The following is a 16547-nucleotide window of genomic DNA, read 5'->3' as shown; positions in this document are numbered from 1 at the left end:
ACGCCAGCACTACAGGAGAGCCACCATGGATATATCTAAAGTCTTAGACGACGCAAAGGCAGAGCTTGGTATTGATTCAGATTACAAGCTCGCAAAATATCTTGAAATATCAAACGGTTATATTGCCGAATGGCGACGTGGAAAACGAATTCCTGACGCTTACGCCTGCATGCGGCTAGCTGACGCTCTGAAGATTGACCCGATCCAACTACTTGCCCAGATCGAGGCGGAGACGGAGAAAAACGAAGCCCGCCGGAACTACTGGCGGGCTTTGTCTCGGAAGGTGGGCGCAGGGGTGACAGTGTGTTTTTTCGCCCTTGCTGGAGACAAGATCAACGACGGTGCAGCGCATGCACAAACGGCAAACAATGAGATGAGAACAATTCTCATTCAGAACCCAGTAATTTTCAGAACCGCGCTCATCGTCGCCTTGCTGAACTACTGCTGCGAATCCTCAAGAAGTTCAGAGACTTGCACGCCAAGCGCCCTGGACAACTGAACGACTACATAGGCCGGAACCCGGCGGCCATTGGAAATATAGCCGTGCAGGGTTGAGTAAGGGACACCGGAACGCCTCGAGAGATCCACAAGGGAAACACGGCACCGCCTCGAGACAAAAAGCAAACGCCGTCCGAAGGCATAGTGCCACTGTTCACAGAGTTGCCACGGCTTCAACCCACACCCCCCGGGGCTGCGCCCCTCTAGATAAAAGCAATAGGCGCTTTGCGCCATAGGTGACTAACCGTGTCGATTCGCCGAACTCCGCCTACGCTGCGTTCGGCCTCCCGCCACACCTCTACGTTTATGCTTTTGTGGTTTATTTGCGGGTGAGTATGCAGCTATCAAATGGTCAAATACTGGGCTTACGTCACGCGCTGCTGCGACAACGACAAGCAATGACTGACAACTCGTGATGTTTGGCAGCAGGAAGATGGTTTGATGAGAGCACGGACAGAAAGACCATGGTCAGTCCGAAACGAGGGGCACAGGCTTTGTTCCGGGACCGACAAAGACGTCCTTTGCGGGGAAGCCGGGGAACGAGGCTTGCGCAACCTGCTGGGGTGGCTGTTGTGGCTGCTGCTGGCGCTGCTGGGGCTGCTGCGCCTGTTGTTGTTGTTTAATGCCAGATGGATTGAAGGCCAAGAATAGCCCATGGGCCGCGATGTGCCGACATTCCGACTCCGGCAAGGCGTAAGGTGTGGCCTGTTGCGTATAGCACTTGCACTGGGTCTTATTGGACACACACCCTGCCGGAACAGGAACTTCCGTCGGCTGGGTCAAACCATCGTAAGCCGGGGCCGTATGAACATAGCCATCCAAGCGCGGCTTGTTTGCGGCAAGGTACGTCGCAACCGGGTCAGGCGGAGGAACAGGAGCCCCCTGCCCTTTTGCACCTGGTTCACCGGGTACAGTTACACCGGGCCGCGGAGCTTCACCGGAGAGTTCCGCCCGGACCTGATTATATCGGCCGTAGAGATACCAGCCGAGAGCGCAGACAGCGACCGCAACAACAGCGAGCATAATCACCGAATTAGGTAGTGCATGCTTATGCACAATGTGATGCTTGCTCGAGACGTACTTATCAAAAGCTTCCTTCGGAAGCTTGTAACGGCGACGGCTGGCAATATCGCGATCATTCTTACTTTTCGGGTCCGCCATCTCCGGCCACTCATACCGCCAACGACCGATAGCGGTCTGCCGCAGGTGCACATGACACCCGCACAAATCCCGGATATTGGCGTCGAGCAACCCGGGCTTTTGGGTCATCAGCCAAAAATCAACACCACCATGACGATGCTTTTCCATGGCAGCAACGTGATCTGGCACTTTACTACCCGATGCACGAGGGCGAAAAACCCGCTGCGCCTCGTCAATGACAATGATGGACCGCGGCGGAAAAGTGAATTCTGGTTCCAGGATCGTTGGATCGTCTTTATTCGGGACCAGTTTGGTCCATTCCGCAACGGGCGGAACGGGGGAATGATCGAGTGTCAGTCCGGAAATGCCCATCACAAAAAGCGGACGGTCCGAGAATTCCGGCTGCATCAAATCAGCCACGACCATTGCCGTTTTACCGGCACCGGGCGTACCGGTGACAATGCGCAGGGTCATCCCACTATCACCTTGCCAAGCCGCCCGAATGCCGACATTACGGCACGATACGTAATCGCGCCAAAAATCACGCCGAAGGCAACGCCAAAGCCAGCCATCGAGAGGATATTAACAACGTCCTGCGGAATACCGCCCCAGGACGCCAGGAACTGATCTTTAAGCTGGGACGCTAATTCGGTGATTCCCTCAAACGACAGCCAACCAATACCGAGTGACGAAAGTACTTTTTTCGCCCAAGCACCGAGACTCGAATCAATCCAATCGAAGAGATTATCGAACATGGCATTCCATTCTAAACGTTTATTTTAATACGTTATGCGTTTCAATTAATACGTATAAATTGAAACGTTTAAATAAAGACTTTATCCGTCTCTATTCAGACTTTTGACCAAGACCGAAAACGATATATGCCGCGACAAGCCACCCCGCCGCAATAATCACTGGCCTTATCATTCCCAGAAACTGACAAAACGTGGAATATGAAAACGTCACCGTTCTACCGGCAATAGAGAACGACCTATCCGCGGGACACTGGCCATTCTCCGAAATCGAAACGGGCGTTATTCCGGACTGAGGAAGAACCTTCTTTTCAGTAAGCGCCGTAGTCGAAGCGGACGGATTACCGGGCTTCATCCATTTCGAGTCGCAATAGCGCATCCAGGACGCTTTAGCCGTCGCACAGCCCACGCTATCGCCGTCACACGAAAATCCAGAGAGGCAATCGCCGGAGAATGACGACGATTTGCAAATCGGCGAGGATGAATTATCCTTGCAGAATGACGATCCGCTCGGGTTGCCGGTCTCGCTCGTCTCTTTTGTCTGCTCAGATTTGGTGCTTTGCTGCGTGCCGTCCGCGCCGATAATCGTGGTCGTAGTCGTTGTCGTCGTTACACACGACCCTGCACCCGTACAAGACACGTTTTTTTCAACGGTGGTTTTCGTGGTCGTGCCGTCCGGATTTTTCTGCTCTTTTGTTTGGGTAGCATTACCCTTTTTTTCTGAGGCATTGTCTAGGCAATGGACAGCGCCATTAACGTATCCGTATGTCCTACCGGACGCCAAACAGTCATATTCTTTACTGTTGCCAGCGACCAGCTTGACGGGGCTCGAATCCGGGCCGACATTAACAGCGGGAGGATCGCAGGACTGGCCGGAAAAATTGGCGTTGAATTGGCCGTAGTAATTGCCACCCGCACCGATACCGACGCTAGTTACGTCCTTCGTGACCGCCGCTTTGCAACCGCCGGAACAAAAGACTTGACCGGTATATATGCCATCGGGGCGAACCGGAAACGCCATCGAAAGCTTGGTATTACCAGGACCGACGGTCCCATCATCGACGGCAAGACCAGCTTTACGCCTGCACGGATCATCCACAACGCACGTGTTACCGCTACGGATTGGGAACGCATCGGAGCAATAATCCCACTGGATATAGGCATTAATTGGCGCAGTCGAAACACCGTCAACACTGATAAAAACACCGGTAGCAGCCTCCGAACACGAACCGCCATTCTGCGTAGCCGGACACGCAGCGCCAACAATTGCGCACGGCGTTTGCCAATTCGGCCGCAGAGCCGTGCATTTATCCACAACCGAAGTATACGAATCAGAAGAGTAACGATCCCCCGCAAACGCGTAACCGACTGCAATAGTAAGCAGCAACGAGACAATGAAATATCTCATTTGAATATGACCCACATGGGAAGAATTACCGCGAGAAGCCCAACGATAAACCATTGATCGAGGATCATTTCAGCACCACGGCAGATAGAGAAATAACGAGCAACACGAACACAATCTGATAGAGCATCAGAGAGCCCGCCTCATCAAGACGAAAGCATACGCTCCCACCATTGCGGTAAAAATCATACCGCCCGCGAGCGCGCCATCTTGAACAGCGGAAAGCTTTTCCGCCTCAGTTGGAACATATGGCGTCATCGTCACCGTCCCGGAAACAGTAGATGATCCGCCACCACCGCCACCGCCACCAGAGCCCGTAAAAATAGAGCCGCCCTGAATTGCTGGGTCAGTCGCACCACCGATAAACGTGGGCAACGTCGTAACGGCCGGATTAGCCACGCACTGGGCAATCGTGCCCGTAAAAAGCCGAATTGGGCTCACATCATAGTAATACGCCTCAAACGTAGCGGAAGTCGTATCAATGGTCTTAACAAATGCAGGAGAGTTACCGGCCATCTGCGCGAGACCGGCAATAGCCATGGACGGCGTCAAATAGCAGGAGCTATTAACACCCTGCACAAGCGATCCAAAAGGAGATACAACAACCGTTGCGGTTGCGTAATAACCCGCCTGCGCCGAACCAATCAGCGCAAGCAGAAATGCAAGGAGCAGGCGGGTACGCATTACAGACCGCGACGCATCAGCTTGATGGCGAAAATGCCGACCAGCACGACGAAAACAGCAACGCCAACGAGCTTGGCGTCATCACCGGCCGTGGTAAGGGCGGATTCAACGCCGGACGGCAGGGCCGCATGCGCGGCGGAAATCGAACCGGCAACCAGAGCACCAGCAGCGGCGAAGGAACGACGAGCAGATTTGATCATTTGCATTTTGATTCTCCAAAAAAAAGACCCGATGAAATATCCGGCCGATGGGTCAATTCGGCCGAACAACTAAAAAAAATTCTTGCGGAAAAGGCCGGTGGTTTTGATATAAACATGAACCATGAATACCAGAAGCGCCACGGCTGGAGCCAGGACGCCCACTAGCGCTATTTCCTGCAAAGCCGTTTGCACCTCTGGACTCATTTTTATTTCCTCAACTTCGTGTATTCGAAAAACGTGCTGATCTCGTAATCGTGATCGAGGTTAAATTGCGCAGTTTCCGCAGCTTCCTGAACGTCATAGAGACGACCCGCGCGTTTGAGGGACCGGGAATAATTCAAATCCTCTGTCAAAAATTCGCCCGTAGAAGCGCACTGAATAACGAAGACCTGAACCATTTCCCGATTCATGTTTACGCCTTCGGAGCCGGCTGCAACGGCTTGAGATCAATAAGTACCTGTTTGCCGGAGCCCTTGCCATTCGTAACCATCTCAAAGGTTAGCTTGGCTTGAAACGGAAACGGGAGATGTGCAATTCGGGAGAAGTTTTCCGACGTGCCCCAGCCGAACGGCTGACTGGCAACGCCCTTTGCATTGCCGGATTTTTCATCCATGGCGACCTCAGCAAACACCGTCGTGCTGTCGTAGGCTTTGCCCTCGACGGTATCCTTGAAACGCTTAATGCCGGTAACATTGGCAACGGTATCGAATTGCATTTTTAAATCTCCATTCTTTCAAGCCGGGTATAGATAGCCTCTTCCGTTGCCCCGGCGGACAACTCAGGCTGATGAATAGCAGCAGGACAAAAACGGTAATCGGGGAGCTTCGCCCACTTGGGAAGCTTCGATTCGTTTTTGATTCGATTGATCAAGTTCAGCGCCCGCTCAGAATCCGTTTCGCCCGGCTCAAGCTCGACAAGGACCGCCAGGTCAGGACCTGCAACGGACGTGATCCACTCTTCCTTCTTGCGCTTTTCTGCGATCTTTGTTTCGCGGATAGTCGTAATGCGCTCTTGCTTTTCGCTGATCCACCCGAATGCCGGATAAGCACCCGTAAGATAAGCGCCAGGTGCGGTGAGAATGTCGAACGGCAGGATGCGATCAACCGACTTGAACTCGACTTCCACGCGGACCCACTTAGAATCCTTGTCGCCAAGCTGACGACCCTTTTCATAGACGCGACAAAACTTGCCCGAGGTGCGAACGCCGATATATGCCGTGATACCTCGCGTATTACGCCCCGCCCTTTCGGCTTTCCAGTCCCCCCGCTCTTCCCACGCAGGATTTGAAGGGGACTTTGGAAGCTTAAACATTCCATCGTCGTAATCGATGGACGCCTGCATCGGAGTGTATTCGCCGTTGAAACAGTCATGGGCAACATCAACGCGTGTCAGCTTTGGATTAACTGCGATGTTTTCGCAGAAATGCCTTAAACGGTATTCCCACCCCACCTTTGCTGCCGCGAGGCCCGTGCCAGATATAGACACCATCACCGTGTGACGTTGACCGCCATGGGCCACAAAACCATATCCATCCTCGCCAAGCTCATAAGCACGGCGGTAGAAGTTACGGCCGCGGTCACACTGAGACGTAATACCGAAGCCGAAGATGCCTTCAACAGCATATGACATTGCTTTAACGATGTCCGAATCAGTGAGCGTCGAGCCGGGATATCCCACCTTATGGGCTGTATCCTCGTGACACGTGAAATTGATCCAGTCAATAAAAGCCTGCCCGCCGTCAGGACCCGTGCGCTTCACGACGATCTTGACTTGCCCGCCGTCCATCATGAGTTCGACGCATTCCGCGGTTTCCTCGTGATGTTCCCCCCCTGTTAGTGAGGGGGGGGCAAAGCCCACTTTAGCTGCGCCGTGCCCGTGCGCTCCTGCGTCGCGCCCGCGCAACGCCGCAGCCACATCAAATTCAAGCCGTTCGATCTTCTCAGACGAGAGGCGCGAATTAGCTTCAGACTCGCGGACATGCGACAGCTCGACCGGCCGGGATTTACGCGCCATGGAGCACCTCGCAGGACTTCGCCAGCTCGACAAGCCACCTGGCGAAAAGCAACGGCGTTCTTTCGCGCTCTTGCTGGCCCATCAGCTCGACACGCCCTTCAGGCAAAGGACCGTCCGGAATCGGTGGAATAGAAGGCGCGCCAACGATATATAGCCAAGTGTGTTTAGGAGCACGATGGCCAAAATGCCCTTGGTAGACCGAAACAGTACGACCACCAACGAGGTCAGAATCACCAGGTCGAGGAAGAGAGAGCACATCCCAAAGAGTGGAGCCTGCCGGATGTTCAAGGACACCACCGCAACGACGAACTTGCTCAACGGCGAAAATCGCCAGATGGCGTTCACCGACGACAGGCTTTGCCAGATGCCGAAGGCGACCCCAACCACGACAGGGCGGGTGCGCAATAACAGGGAGATGCCCCGCGTAATTGCGAGCATCGCGAGAACGCGGCCAGACGTCACATTCGGGCAAGCTGAAATATTCGGACCGCTCGCGAGCAAACAACACGGCGACGGCGGATTCGCCAGGTTGAGCCGGCGCAAAACGATAGTAAGTTTTACGAGCCATTAGAAGTCCTCCAATCCAGCAATAACCACGAGGCCGAGGAATTCATGAAGGGGCATGTTTTCGCCGCTTTCGAGGCAATAGACCGCATGCGCTTCATTCACAGCGGAAACGAAATTCTCCGGAATGGAAACGAAGGTAAAGAGGGGTGACGCGACAGGCATGCCAGGGGGAAGCATGGGGAGTTCCTGCCGCGTCGTGAAATCGGACTTGGAATAACGCTTGATAACTCTCTCTCTCGCGACGGAAAAGGCATCAAGCAGGCGCTGTTCAGCAATAGATTTTTTGGAGGACATGATTACCACTCGGCCGCCATGCCACCAAGGGCAAAAAGATCCTCTCGGAGATTGTCATTAAGACCACGTTCCGCATAAGCGACCATGCGAAAGTGCTTAAGACGCCGCACCTCTTCGCGGTCCCGAAGTTCCCGGATGAAAATTTTGTACATATCGACTCCCATCGAAAGTACGCGGAGTGCGTACAGTCCGAACGGTACGCGCACCGCGGACAACTTGTCAATAGGCCGCGTACAAAATACTGTCGACCTATGACCAACGGAGGCAGCATGAAGCCCATCAGCCGATACCTTGACGACGCGATAAACCGCGGACTATCGAAGAACGACAGCGAAACCGCCCGGAAAATAGGCGTAACGAGAGCAGCAGTTTCAGACTGGAGAGTAGGAAGGCGAGCACCAGACGACGATCAAGCAGTCAGGCTTGCCGAGCTTTTGGGGGTCGAGGCGGGGGAAGTCCTAGCGGAGTGTGGCGCAGCTCGCGCCAAGACTCCGGAGACCCGGAGAGCATGGGAGAGGATCGCCGCTAGAATGGCGGCATCCAGTATTACGGCATGCGCAATGGTTATTGATACGGGGCAAAGCCAGGAGGCTAGCGCCTCTCAGAGCATGCCCTATCAACAATCTGCACCCAGTAATTTTCAGAAGTTGAAGTAACGGGTGAAATAAGCCTCCTGGCTCCCTTCATGATCAATCCTGTGCTCAGGGCGCCGATATCCGTTGCACTACCCTTATGTACCGACATGCTTGATCGAGCGATCCGGTAATGCGCGTGGTCCGATTGATCCAGCGAGCGATCCTTTGCAGGTGTTCCGCGCCGTGCCGGATAGCCCCGGTGCTCAGGGGGTCTTCATCACGCGCTTTGCGACTTCAAGTCGTCGCCACGCGAAGTAGTCGGCCAGTGCCTTTTTGGACGCATGGGCTGCCGGAGGGGTGTCGGCACCTTTCCGGTGCAGCGCCTGCTTCGCATCGAGATCCGCCATCAGGAAGCTCGGGCCAAGGGCAAGGTGGATCTTGTCCGTCATGCGCTGCAACAGTTCCTGCACGAAGGGATTGGTCTCCCAGTCATGATGGAACGCTTCGAGGTGCTCCGTGATCCTGAGCAGATCTCCCAGCTCGCATGCACTGAACTCGGTGACCAAGCAGTGGTTGGATCGTCTGTGGGCGACGGTGACGAGGCCATCCCGGGCCAGTACTTTGATGGCCTCCCGTACGGGTGTGCGGCTGACTCCAAGCTCTCGGGCCACCGCGCTTTCATCAATCGCGGCGCCGGGAGGGATCTCGTGACTCAGGATCCGACTACGCAATCGATCAGCGATGGCCTCAAATAGCGCTTTCGGACGTGGAATGGATTCAATCTCCGGCGTGGTCATCTTGATTCCCATTTTCTGGCACCCTGCTCCTTCCGAATGGCTGATCCCCTTCGGAAGGAGCGAACAAAAGAGCCGCACGAACCCAGGTCCTGGAGAGACCCGCTAGGGAGAGAAGAAATTGGTTCGGCGGCGAAACCGTGGATCGATTTGCGGATTGCCGGGCTCGATCACCCGGCAATCCGCTGCGATCAGATGTAGCGTTTTTCGAGCTTGTCCCAGCCCGGTTTGCCCACCAGGCGCTGGCGCTCTGCAAAGGGTGTCACCAGGCCGCCGGATTCAAGGATCTCCTTGTCGTCACGCAGCACGCCCAGGGCTTTCTGCATGCCCATCACCGCGCCCTGCAGCGCGGCGTTGGCGTAGAGGACGATGCCGAAGCCGAGCTCGCCGAGCTCCGCGGCGTTGAAGATCGGCGTCCTGCCGCCAATGACCATGTTCATCAGCTGCGGCGTAGCCAGGCGCTGCGGGAGGGCCCGGATCTCTTCGGCTGTGGTGACTGCCTCGACAAACAGGATGTCGGCACCGGCCTCGGCGAACTGCTGGGCCCGCTCCACCGCGGCCTCGAAGCCATGGACGGCGGCGGCGTCGGTGCGTGCCATGACCAGAAAATCCGGATCCCGGCGCGCATCCACGGCAGCCTTGATCTTGCTCACCGCCTCTTCGGTGGAGATCACGTCTTTGCCGGCAAAGTGCCCGCAACGCTTGGGCGCCACCTGGTCTTCGAGCTGGATGCAGTCGGCGCCGGCACGCTCCAGGGTGCGCACCGTGTGATACACGTTGAGGGCGTTGCCAAAGCCGGTATCGGCATCCACCAGCAGCGGTAGCTCGACGGCATCGCGGATGCGCGCGGTGTGGTCGGCAATTTCGGCCAGGCCCATGAAGCCCTGGTCGGGCATGCCGAACCACATGTTGGTCACGCCGGCGCCGGTGATGTAGAGGGCTTCGAAGCCCAGGTCGGCGATGACGCGTGCCGAAAGGGCATTGAAAGCACCGGGGACGATGACGCCACGCTTGGCGGCCACCAGTTCCTTGAGTTTCTTGCGGGAAGACATGTTGAAATCCTTGCTCAGAATGCGTCGCCGGGCACGCGGACCCAGCCTTCCATCAGAATCCGCGCACTGCGGCTCATGATGGCCTTGGTGACTGTCCATGTGCCGTCCACCAGACGGGCTTCGGCGCCCACGCGCAGGGTGCCGGAGGGGTGGCCGAAGCGCACGGCGGTGCGCTCCCCCCCGCCGGCCGCCAGATTGACCAGGGTGCCGGGGATGGCTGCCGCCGTGCCGATGGCGACCGCGGCCGTCCCCATCATCGCGTGGTGCAGCTTGCCCATCGACAGGGCGCGCACCAGCAGGTCCACCTCGTCGGCCTTGATCGACCTGCCCGATGAGGAAACGTAGTCCCGGGGGGGCGCGACGAAGGCGATCTTGGGGGTGTGCTGGCGGGTGGCAGCCTCTTCGGGCGTCTTGATCAGACCCATGCGCAGGGCGCCGGCCACACGGATCGCCTCGAAGCGGGCCAGGGCAGCCGGGTCGCCATTGATGGCTTCGCGCAGCTCGGTGCCGGTGTGGCCGATCTCGGCGGCATTGACGAACACGGTCGGAATGCCGGCCGAGATCATCGTTGCCTTGAAGCTGCCGACGCCCGGTACTTCCAGCTCATCCACGGTCCTGCCGGTGGGGAACAGGGCACCGCCCTCCTCCCCCTCATCTGACGGATCGACGAACTCCAGCACGATCTCGGCGGCGGGAAAACTCACCCCGTCGAGCTCGAAATCGCCCGTTTCCTGGACCTGCCCCGCCCTCACCGGCACGTGGGCGATGATGGTCTTGCCGATGTTGGCTTGCCAGATCTTCACCACGCAGACGCCGTCGTGGGGGACGCGCGCCGGATCCATCAGCCCGGCGTGGAGGGCGAAGGCGCCGGCGGCGGTGGACAGGTTGCCGCAGTTACCGCTCCAGTCTACAAAGTCCTTGTCGATGGAGACCTGCCCATAGAGGTAGTCCACATCGTGATCCGGCCGTGTGCTGCGGGACAGGATCACGCACTTGCTGGTGCTTGAGGTGGCCCCGCCCATGCCGTCGATATGGGTGGCATAGGGGTCGGGGCTGCCGATCACGCGCTGGAACAGGCGGTCACGGGCCTTGCCCGGCACGCGACAGGATTCCGGCAGGTCGTCCAGCCGGAAGAACACTCCCTTGCTGGTGCCACCGCGCATGTAGGTGGCTGGAATGCGGATCTGGGGGGCAGCGCTCATCAGGCGGTTTCCTTTTCAGTAGCCAGGAAGTCCTGGGCGAAACGCTGCAGGACGCCGCCGGCTTCGTAGATCGAGACTTCCTCGGCCGTGTCCAGCCGGCAGGTGACGGGCAGCTCGATGGTCTGCCCGTTCCGGCGGTGGATCACCAGGGTCAGGTCGGTGCGTGGCTGGCGCACGCCGACCACATCATAGGTTTCGGTGCCATCCAGGCCCAGCGTCAGGCGGGTGGTGCCGGGCTTGAACTCCAGCGGCAGCACGCCCATGCCCACCAGATTGGTCCGGTGGATGCGTTCGAAGCCTTCCGCCACGATGGCCTCCACCCCGGCCAGGCGTACGCCCTTGGCCGCCCAGTCCCGGGACGAGCCCTGGCCATAGTCGGCCCCGGCGATGATGATCAGGGGCTGCAGGCGCAGCATGTAGGTTTCGATGGCTTCCCACATGCGCATCACCTGCCCTTCCGGCTCGACCCGCGCCAGAGAGCCCGCGCGGACGCTGCCATCGGCATTGCGCACCATCTCGTTCCTGAGGGTCGGGTTGGCAAAGGTGGCACGCTGGGCGGTCATGTGATCGCCCCGATGGGTGGCGTAGGAGTTGAAGTCCTCCTCCGGCAGGCCCATCTTCGCCAGGTATTCGCCGGCCGCCGAATCGGGAAGAATGGCGTTGGACGGCGACAGATGGTCGGTGGTGATGTTGTCCGGCAGGATGGCCAGGGGCCGCATGCCCTGCAGGGTCCGCTCGGCGGCCAGCATGCCCTCCCAGTAGGGCGGGCGGCGGATGTAGGTGGACCGTGGGCGCCAGGCGTAGAGGGGGCTGATGGCCGTGCCCTCATTCCGGCGGGGGGCAAACATCGGTTCGTAGGTCTGGCGGAACTGCTCGGGCTTGACGGCGCGGGCGACGATGGCGTCGATCTCCTCGTCGGATGGCCACAGCTCCTTCAGGCGGATCTCCCTGCCGTCCACCACGGCGAGCACATCCTGCTCGATGTCGAAGCGCATCGTGCCGGCAATGGCGTAGGCCACCACCAGGGGCGGCGAGGCCAGGAAGGCTTGCTTGGCATAGGGGTGGATGCGCCCGTCGAAGTTGCGGTTGCCGGACAATACGGCGGTGGCGTAGAGGTCGCGCTCGATGATCTCCCGCTGGATCGCCGGATCCAGGGCCCCGGACATGCCGTTGCAGGTGGTGCAGGCGTAGCCGACGATGCCGAAGCCGAGCTTCTCGAGTTCGGAGAGCAGGCCCGCCTCTTCCAGATACAGCCTGGCCACCTTTGAGCCCGGCGCAAAGGAAGTCTTGACCCAGGGCTTGCGGACAAGGCCCAGAGCGTTGGCGTTACGGGCCAGCAAGCCGGCGGCGACCACGTTACGCGGGTTGGACGTGTTGGTGCAGCTGGTGATGGCGGCGATGATCACCGCGCCGTCGGGCAGCAGGCCCTCATATTCTTCCGCCCGAGCCATTTCCAGCTTGACCGGGCCAGCGATGCCACGCTGCGTCAGTGCCGAGGTCGGCAGGCGTTTGTGGGGGTTGGACGGCCCGGCCATGTTGCGCACCACCGACGTCAAGTCGAACTCCAGCACCCGCTCGTACTCCGCCGTCTTCAGCGCTTCGGCCCACAGGCCGGTGGTCTTTGCGTACAGCTCGACCAGCGCAACCTGCTCCGGCGTGCGGCCGGTCAGCTTCAGGTAGTCGATGGTCTGCGCATCGATGTAGAACATGGCGGCGGTGGCGCCGTACTCCGGGCACATGTTGGAGATGGTGGCCCGGTCGCCGATGGACAGGCTGTCGGCCCCTTCGCCAAAAAACTCCACCCACGCACCGACGACCCGCTCCTGGCGCAGGAACTCGGTGAGCGCCAGCACGATGTCGGTGGCGGTGATGCCGGGCTGACGGGTACCCGTCAGCCTCACCCCGACGATATCGGGCAGGCGCATCATCGACGCCCGGCCCAGCATGACGGTCTCCGCTTCGAGGCCCCCTACGCCGATGGCGATCACACCCAGGGCGTCCACATGGGGCGTATGACTGTCGGTGCCCACACAGGTGTCGGGAAAGGCGACCCCGTCCCGGACCTGGATCACCGGCGACATTTTCTCCAGGTTGATCTGGTGCATGATGCCGTTGCCCGCCGGGATCACATCCACATTCTCGAAGGACCGCTTGGTCCATTCGATGAAATGGAAGCGGTCTTCATTGCGACGGTCTTCCACCGCCCGGTTCTTGGCGAAGGCCTCCGGATCGAAGCCGCCGTATTCTACCGCCAGAGAGTGATCGACGATGAGCTGGGTGGGCACCACCGGATTGACCTTGGCCGGATCGCCACCCTGGTCTGCAATGGCGTCGCGCAGGCCAGCGAGGTCCACCAGCGCGGTCTGGCCGAGGATGTCATGGCAGACCACCCGGGCCGGGTACCAGGGGAAGTCCATGTCACGCCGGCCCTCGATGATCTGCACCAGCGCATCGGTCAGCATGGCCGGGTCGCAGCGGCGGACCAGTTGTTCCGCCAGAACGCGGGCGACATAGGGCAGCCCGTCATAGGCGCCCGGGCGGATGGCGTCGATGGCGGCACGGGTGTCGAAGTAGTCCAGCCGGGTGCCGGGCAGGAATTTGCGGTAAGCAGTGTTCATGGTGACCTGGCCCTTACTGGCGCTGCTCAATGGGCACGAAGACCCGGTCTTCCGGCCCGACATAGTTCGCGCTCGGTCGGATGATCTTGTTGTCGATGCGCTGCTCGATGATGTGTGCCGCCCAGCCAGAGGTGCGGGCGATCACGAAGAGCGGGGTGAACATGGCCGTCGGGACGCCCATCATGTGGTAGCTCACGGCGCTGAACCAGTCCAGGTTGGGGAACATCTGCTTGACTTCCCACATCACGGCTTCCAGGCGGGCGGCGATGTCGTACATCTTGGTGGAGCCTGCATCCACCGACAGTTCGGCCGCGACCCCCTTGATCACCTCGTTACGGGGGTCGGACACGGTATAGACCGGGTGGCCGAAACCAATCACCACCTCCTTGGCCTCCACGCGGCGACGGATGTCGGCCTCGGCTTCATCCGGGCTGTCGTAACGCTTCTGGATCTCGAAGGCCACCTCGTTGGCGCCCCCGTGCTTGGGGCCGCGCAGCGCGCCGATGGCGCCGGTGATGGCCGAGTAGATGTCCGACCCTGTACCGGCGATGACCCGGCCGGTGAAGGTGGATGCGTTGAATTCGTGCTCGGCGTAGAGGATCAGGGAGGTGTGCATGGCACGCTCCCACAGGGCCGAGGGCTTCTGCCCGTGCAGCAGGTGCAGGAAATGCGCGCCGATGGAGTCGTCGTCCGTCTCCACATCGATGCGCTTGCCGTTGGTGGACCAGTGGTACCAGTAGAGCAGCATGGACCCCAGGGAGGCCATCAGGCGATCGGCGATGTCCCGAGCGCCCGGGATGTTGTGGTCGTCTTTCTCCGGCAGGGCGCAGCCCAGCGCAGATACCCCGGTGCGCATCACGTCCATCGGATGGGCAGACGCCGGCAGGCATTCCAGGGCCTCCTTGACGTTCGTCGGCAGTCCGCGCATGGCCTTGAGCTTGGCTTTGTAGGCCTTCAGCTCCGCCCGGGTCGGCAGCTTGCCATGCACCAGCAGGTGGGCCACCTCTTCGAACTGGCAGCGCTCGGCGATGTCGAGGATGTCGTAACCCCGGTAGTGCAGGTCATTTCCGCTCTTGCCCACGGTGCACAGGGCGGTGTTGCCGGCGGTGATGCCCGAGAGGGCCACCGACTTCTTGGGCTTGAATGAGGACTCTTGTGGTGTGTTCATTCCTGTCTCCTATGCAATCCGGCTAGGGCTTGCGCTTGTCTTGAGGAGTTCGCAATATACGCACCCTGACCGCAGTGACGAGAACTAAAAAGGCGAAGCGTTGCGAACACGATCCTGCGAAATTGCGAATATTGCGAACATGCCATTCATCCAAACTCAAGAGAGGAGCACCCGGTGAAGAAGACCTTCATGGGCATCCGTCTGCGACGCTTTCGTGAAGAGCGGGGCCTCACCCAGGTTGCCCTGGCCCGGGCCCTCGAGCTCTCCCCCAGCTACCTCAATCAGCTCGAGCAGAACCAGCGCCCCCTCAGCGTGCCGGTGCTGCTCAAGCTCAACGCCGTGTTCGGCGTCGATGTCCAGCAGTTCTCCGAGGACGACGAAGCCCGTCTCATCGCAGACCTGCGCGAAGTCTTCCTGTCCGCCCCCGGCGAGACTCCGGTGTCCACCGCCGAGATCCGCGAGCTGGCGGCCAACATGCCCGCCGTGGCGCGCACGCTGATCGCCCTGGATCGGGGCCTGCGGGACCAGCGCGAGCGCACCGAGGCACTGTCCATCCGGCTCGGCGATGATCGCAGCGGCACGTTTCGCCCGGCCCCCATGCCCTACGAGGAGGTGCGGGATTTCTTCTACGCCCGCCACAACCACATCGACGAACTCGACCGCCTGGCCGAATCGATCTTTGAATCCTGTGGCGAAGGCAGGGATCTGGTCGCCGCCCTCACCCAGCGCCTGGAGTCCGGGCACGGGGTGCGGGTCGCCATCGACAAGGACGACGGTGGCGCCCAGCGCAGCTATGACAGCGCCGCCCGGGTGCTGCGCCTGTCCTCGCGCCTCCAGTGGGGGCAGCAGGCCTTCCAGCTCGCCACCCAGATCGCCTTTCTCGAGGCCGGCAGCCTCATCGACGGACTGGCGAGCGAAAGCAGCTTTGCCCTGGAAGAATCCCGCGCCCTCGCCCGCATCGGCCTCGCCAGCTACTTTGCCGGCGCGCTGGTGCTGCCCTACAGCCGCTTCCTGAAGGCCGCCGAGACGCTCCGCTACGACATTGGCCTGCTGGAAAGGCAGTTTGGCGTGGGCTTCGAGACGGTCTGCCACCGCCTGTCCACCCTCCAGCGCCCTGCTGCCCGCGGCGTACCCTTCTTTTTCATCCGCGTGGACCGGGCCGGCAACATCTCCAAACGTCAATCCGCCACCGATTTCCACTTCTCGCGCATCGGCGGCACCTGCCCCCTGTGGAACGTGTACGAGGCCTTCACCTCACCGGGGCGCATCTTCACCCAGATTGCCGCCATGCCCGACGGTCGCCGTTACCTGTGGATCGCCCGCACCACTTCCCGGGAAGCCGGCGCCTATGGCGCTCCGGAGAAGACCTTCTCCATTGGCCTGGGCTGCGACCTGCGCCACGCGGACCGGCTGATCTACTCCCGCGGGTTGGACCTCAACACCCCCGAGGCCGCCACGCCCATCGGCGCCGGCTGCAAGGTGTGCGAGCGGGATCACTGCTCGCAGCGGGCCTTCCCGGCGATGGGGCGGAGCCTGTCCATCGACGCCGACCGCAGCTACTTCGAGCCCTATCGCCAGGATTGAG

At 59.7% G+C, this 16547-nt stretch carries 18 protein-coding genes; 3 read left to right on the top strand and 15 right to left on the bottom strand.

The window, feature by feature from the left end; translation table 11 throughout:
* Window positions 1–25: 25 nt before the first annotated feature.
* Window positions 26–499: a helix-turn-helix domain-containing protein gene (locus tag J0L98_RS02030; protein ID WP_296409730.1), complete on the top strand. Its 474-nt coding sequence runs from the start codon at window positions 26–28 to the stop codon at window positions 497–499.
* Here J0L98_RS02030 and J0L98_RS21555 read toward each other — a convergent pair.
* From J0L98_RS21555 to J0L98_RS01985, 10 genes are all read right to left on the bottom strand, one after another.
* Entirely contained in the window at window positions 439–732 is a 294-nt protein-coding gene (locus tag J0L98_RS21555; RefSeq protein WP_365954046.1) for a helix-turn-helix transcriptional regulator, read from the bottom strand. The genes J0L98_RS02030 and J0L98_RS21555 overlap by 61 nt on opposite strands.
* 234 nt (window positions 733–966) lie before the next feature.
* Window positions 967–2112 carry a zonular occludens toxin domain-containing protein gene (locus tag J0L98_RS02025; RefSeq protein WP_296409728.1) on the bottom strand — a complete coding sequence of 382 codons (1146 nt, stop codon included), beginning with the start codon at window positions 2110–2112 and terminating at the stop codon, window positions 967–969.
* Window positions 2109–2393, bottom strand: coding sequence for a DUF2523 domain-containing protein (locus J0L98_RS02020; RefSeq protein ID WP_296409725.1), 285 nt, complete (start codon window positions 2391–2393; stop codon window positions 2109–2111). The genes J0L98_RS02025 and J0L98_RS02020 overlap by 4 nt, the downstream gene beginning before the upstream one ends.
* Before the next feature lie 91 nt (window positions 2394–2484).
* The gene (locus tag J0L98_RS02015) at window positions 2485–3798 is read right to left on the bottom strand and encodes a virulence factor TspB C-terminal domain-related protein (RefSeq protein WP_296409724.1); all 1314 of its coding nucleotides are present in this window, start codon (window positions 3796–3798) and stop codon (window positions 2485–2487) included.
* 126 nt (window positions 3799–3924) lie between these two features.
* Window positions 3925–4479 (bottom strand): hypothetical protein, encoded by a 555-nt coding sequence (locus tag J0L98_RS02010; RefSeq protein ID WP_296409722.1) that lies wholly within the window; start codon window positions 4477–4479, stop codon window positions 3925–3927.
* Complete coding sequence (locus tag J0L98_RS21550; RefSeq protein WP_365954058.1) at window positions 4479–4679, bottom strand: major capsid protein; 201 nt, start codon at window positions 4677–4679, stop codon at window positions 4479–4481. Before J0L98_RS21550 ends, J0L98_RS02010 begins: the two co-directional genes overlap by 1 nt.
* 412 nt (window positions 4680–5091) lie before the next feature.
* Window positions 5092–5394, bottom strand: coding sequence for a hypothetical protein (locus J0L98_RS02000; protein ID WP_296409719.1), 303 nt, complete (start codon window positions 5392–5394; stop codon window positions 5092–5094).
* Between the two features lie 2 nt (window positions 5395–5396).
* On the bottom strand, window positions 5397–6692 hold the full coding sequence (locus tag J0L98_RS01995) for a replication initiation factor domain-containing protein (protein WP_296409718.1): 1296 nt from the start codon (window positions 6690–6692) through the stop codon (window positions 5397–5399).
* Window positions 6682–7260, bottom strand: a complete 579-nt coding sequence (locus tag J0L98_RS01990) for a hypothetical protein (protein ID WP_296409717.1) — start codon at window positions 7258–7260, stop codon at window positions 6682–6684. Before J0L98_RS01990 ends, J0L98_RS01995 begins: the two co-directional genes overlap by 11 nt.
* The gene (locus tag J0L98_RS01985) at window positions 7260–7553 is read right to left on the bottom strand and encodes a hypothetical protein (RefSeq protein WP_296409715.1); all 294 of its coding nucleotides are present in this window, start codon (window positions 7551–7553) and stop codon (window positions 7260–7262) included. The genes J0L98_RS01990 and J0L98_RS01985 overlap by 1 nt, the downstream gene beginning before the upstream one ends.
* A 251-nt stretch (window positions 7554–7804) precedes the next feature.
* On the opposite strand from J0L98_RS01985, the gene J0L98_RS21545 reads away from it, so the two are divergent.
* Window positions 7805–8209: a DUF3693 domain-containing protein gene (locus tag J0L98_RS21545; RefSeq protein WP_365954041.1), complete on the top strand. Its 405-nt coding sequence runs from the start codon at window positions 7805–7807 to the stop codon at window positions 8207–8209.
* Between the two features lie 182 nt (window positions 8210–8391).
* On the opposite strand, the gene J0L98_RS01980 is transcribed toward J0L98_RS21545, so the two are convergent.
* The 5 genes from J0L98_RS01980 to prpC all read right to left on the bottom strand — a co-directional run bounded on the left by J0L98_RS01980 (window position 8392) and on the right by prpC (window position 14962).
* Window positions 8392–8937, bottom strand: a complete 546-nt coding sequence (locus J0L98_RS01980) for a GntR family transcriptional regulator (RefSeq protein ID WP_296409714.1) — start codon at window positions 8935–8937, stop codon at window positions 8392–8394.
* A 176-nt stretch (window positions 8938–9113) separates the two neighbouring features.
* On the bottom strand, window positions 9114–9974 hold the full coding sequence (locus tag J0L98_RS01975) for an isocitrate lyase/phosphoenolpyruvate mutase family protein (RefSeq protein ID WP_296409711.1): 861 nt from the start codon (window positions 9972–9974) through the stop codon (window positions 9114–9116).
* Between the two features lie 14 nt (window positions 9975–9988).
* On the bottom strand, window positions 9989–11176 hold the full coding sequence (gene prpF / locus J0L98_RS01970; RefSeq protein WP_296409710.1) for a 2-methylaconitate cis-trans isomerase PrpF: 1188 nt from the start codon (window positions 11174–11176) through the stop codon (window positions 9989–9991).
* Window positions 11176–13794: a Fe/S-dependent 2-methylisocitrate dehydratase AcnD gene (gene acnD, locus J0L98_RS01965; RefSeq protein ID WP_296409709.1), complete on the bottom strand. Its 2619-nt coding sequence runs from the start codon at window positions 13792–13794 to the stop codon at window positions 11176–11178. The genes prpF and acnD overlap by 1 nt, the downstream gene beginning before the upstream one ends.
* A 13-nt stretch (window positions 13795–13807) precedes the next feature.
* Complete coding sequence (prpC, locus tag J0L98_RS01960) at window positions 13808–14962, bottom strand: 2-methylcitrate synthase (RefSeq protein ID WP_296409707.1); 1155 nt, start codon at window positions 14960–14962, stop codon at window positions 13808–13810.
* A gap of 174 nt (window positions 14963–15136) precedes the next feature.
* Between prpC and J0L98_RS01955 the strand changes: the two genes are divergently transcribed.
* Window positions 15137–16546, top strand: coding sequence for a short-chain fatty acyl-CoA regulator family protein (locus tag J0L98_RS01955; protein WP_296409706.1), 1410 nt, complete (start codon window positions 15137–15139; stop codon window positions 16544–16546).
* Window position 16547 lies beyond the last annotated feature (1 nt).

The sequence above is a fragment of the Zoogloea sp. genome (genome assembly GCF_017302315.1).
Classification (GTDB): Bacteria; Pseudomonadota; Gammaproteobacteria; order Burkholderiales; family Rhodocyclaceae; genus Zoogloea.
The sequence above is the reverse complement of the archived record's forward strand: the minus strand, read 5'-3'. Positions and strand labels throughout refer to the sequence as shown.

Coding starts and splice junctions, on each gene's coding strand:
- J0L98_RS02030 (WP_296409730.1), top strand. CDS start 26: ATGGATATATCTAAAGTCTTAGACGACGCAAAGGCAGAGCTTGGTATT.
- J0L98_RS21555 (WP_365954046.1), bottom strand. CDS start 732: ATGGCGCAAAGCGCCTATTGCTTTTATCTAGAGGGGCGCAGCCCCGGG.
- J0L98_RS02025 (WP_296409728.1), bottom strand. CDS start 2,112: ATGACCCTGCGCATTGTCACCGGTACGCCCGGTGCCGGTAAAACGGCA.
- J0L98_RS02020 (WP_296409725.1), bottom strand. CDS start 2,393: ATGTTCGATAATCTCTTCGATTGGATTGATTCGAGTCTCGGTGCTTGG.
- J0L98_RS02015 (WP_296409724.1), bottom strand. CDS start 3,798: ATGAGATATTTCATTGTCTCGTTGCTGCTTACTATTGCAGTCGGTTAC.
- J0L98_RS02010 (WP_296409722.1), bottom strand. CDS start 4,479: ATGCGTACCCGCCTGCTCCTTGCATTTCTGCTTGCGCTGATTGGTTCG.
- J0L98_RS21550 (WP_365954058.1), bottom strand. CDS start 4,679: ATGATCAAATCTGCTCGTCGTTCCTTCGCCGCTGCTGGTGCTCTGGTT.
- J0L98_RS02000 (WP_296409719.1), bottom strand. CDS start 5,394: ATGCAATTCGATACCGTTGCCAATGTTACCGGCATTAAGCGTTTCAAG.
- J0L98_RS01995 (WP_296409718.1), bottom strand. CDS start 6,692: ATGGCGCGTAAATCCCGGCCGGTCGAGCTGTCGCATGTCCGCGAGTCT.
- J0L98_RS01990 (WP_296409717.1), bottom strand. CDS start 7,260: ATGGCTCGTAAAACTTACTATCGTTTTGCGCCGGCTCAACCTGGCGAA.
- J0L98_RS01985 (WP_296409715.1), bottom strand. CDS start 7,553: ATGTCCTCCAAAAAATCTATTGCTGAACAGCGCCTGCTTGATGCCTTT.
- J0L98_RS21545 (WP_365954041.1), top strand. CDS start 7,805: ATGACCAACGGAGGCAGCATGAAGCCCATCAGCCGATACCTTGACGAC.
- J0L98_RS01980 (WP_296409714.1), bottom strand. CDS start 8,937: ATGGGAATCAAGATGACCACGCCGGAGATTGAATCCATTCCACGTCCG.
- J0L98_RS01975 (WP_296409711.1), bottom strand. CDS start 9,974: ATGTCTTCCCGCAAGAAACTCAAGGAACTGGTGGCCGCCAAGCGTGGC.
- prpF (WP_296409710.1), bottom strand. CDS start 11,176: ATGAGCGCTGCCCCCCAGATCCGCATTCCAGCCACCTACATGCGCGGT.
- acnD (WP_296409709.1), bottom strand. CDS start 13,794: ATGAACACTGCTTACCGCAAATTCCTGCCCGGCACCCGGCTGGACTAC.
- prpC (WP_296409707.1), bottom strand. CDS start 14,962: ATGAACACACCACAAGAGTCCTCATTCAAGCCCAAGAAGTCGGTGGCC.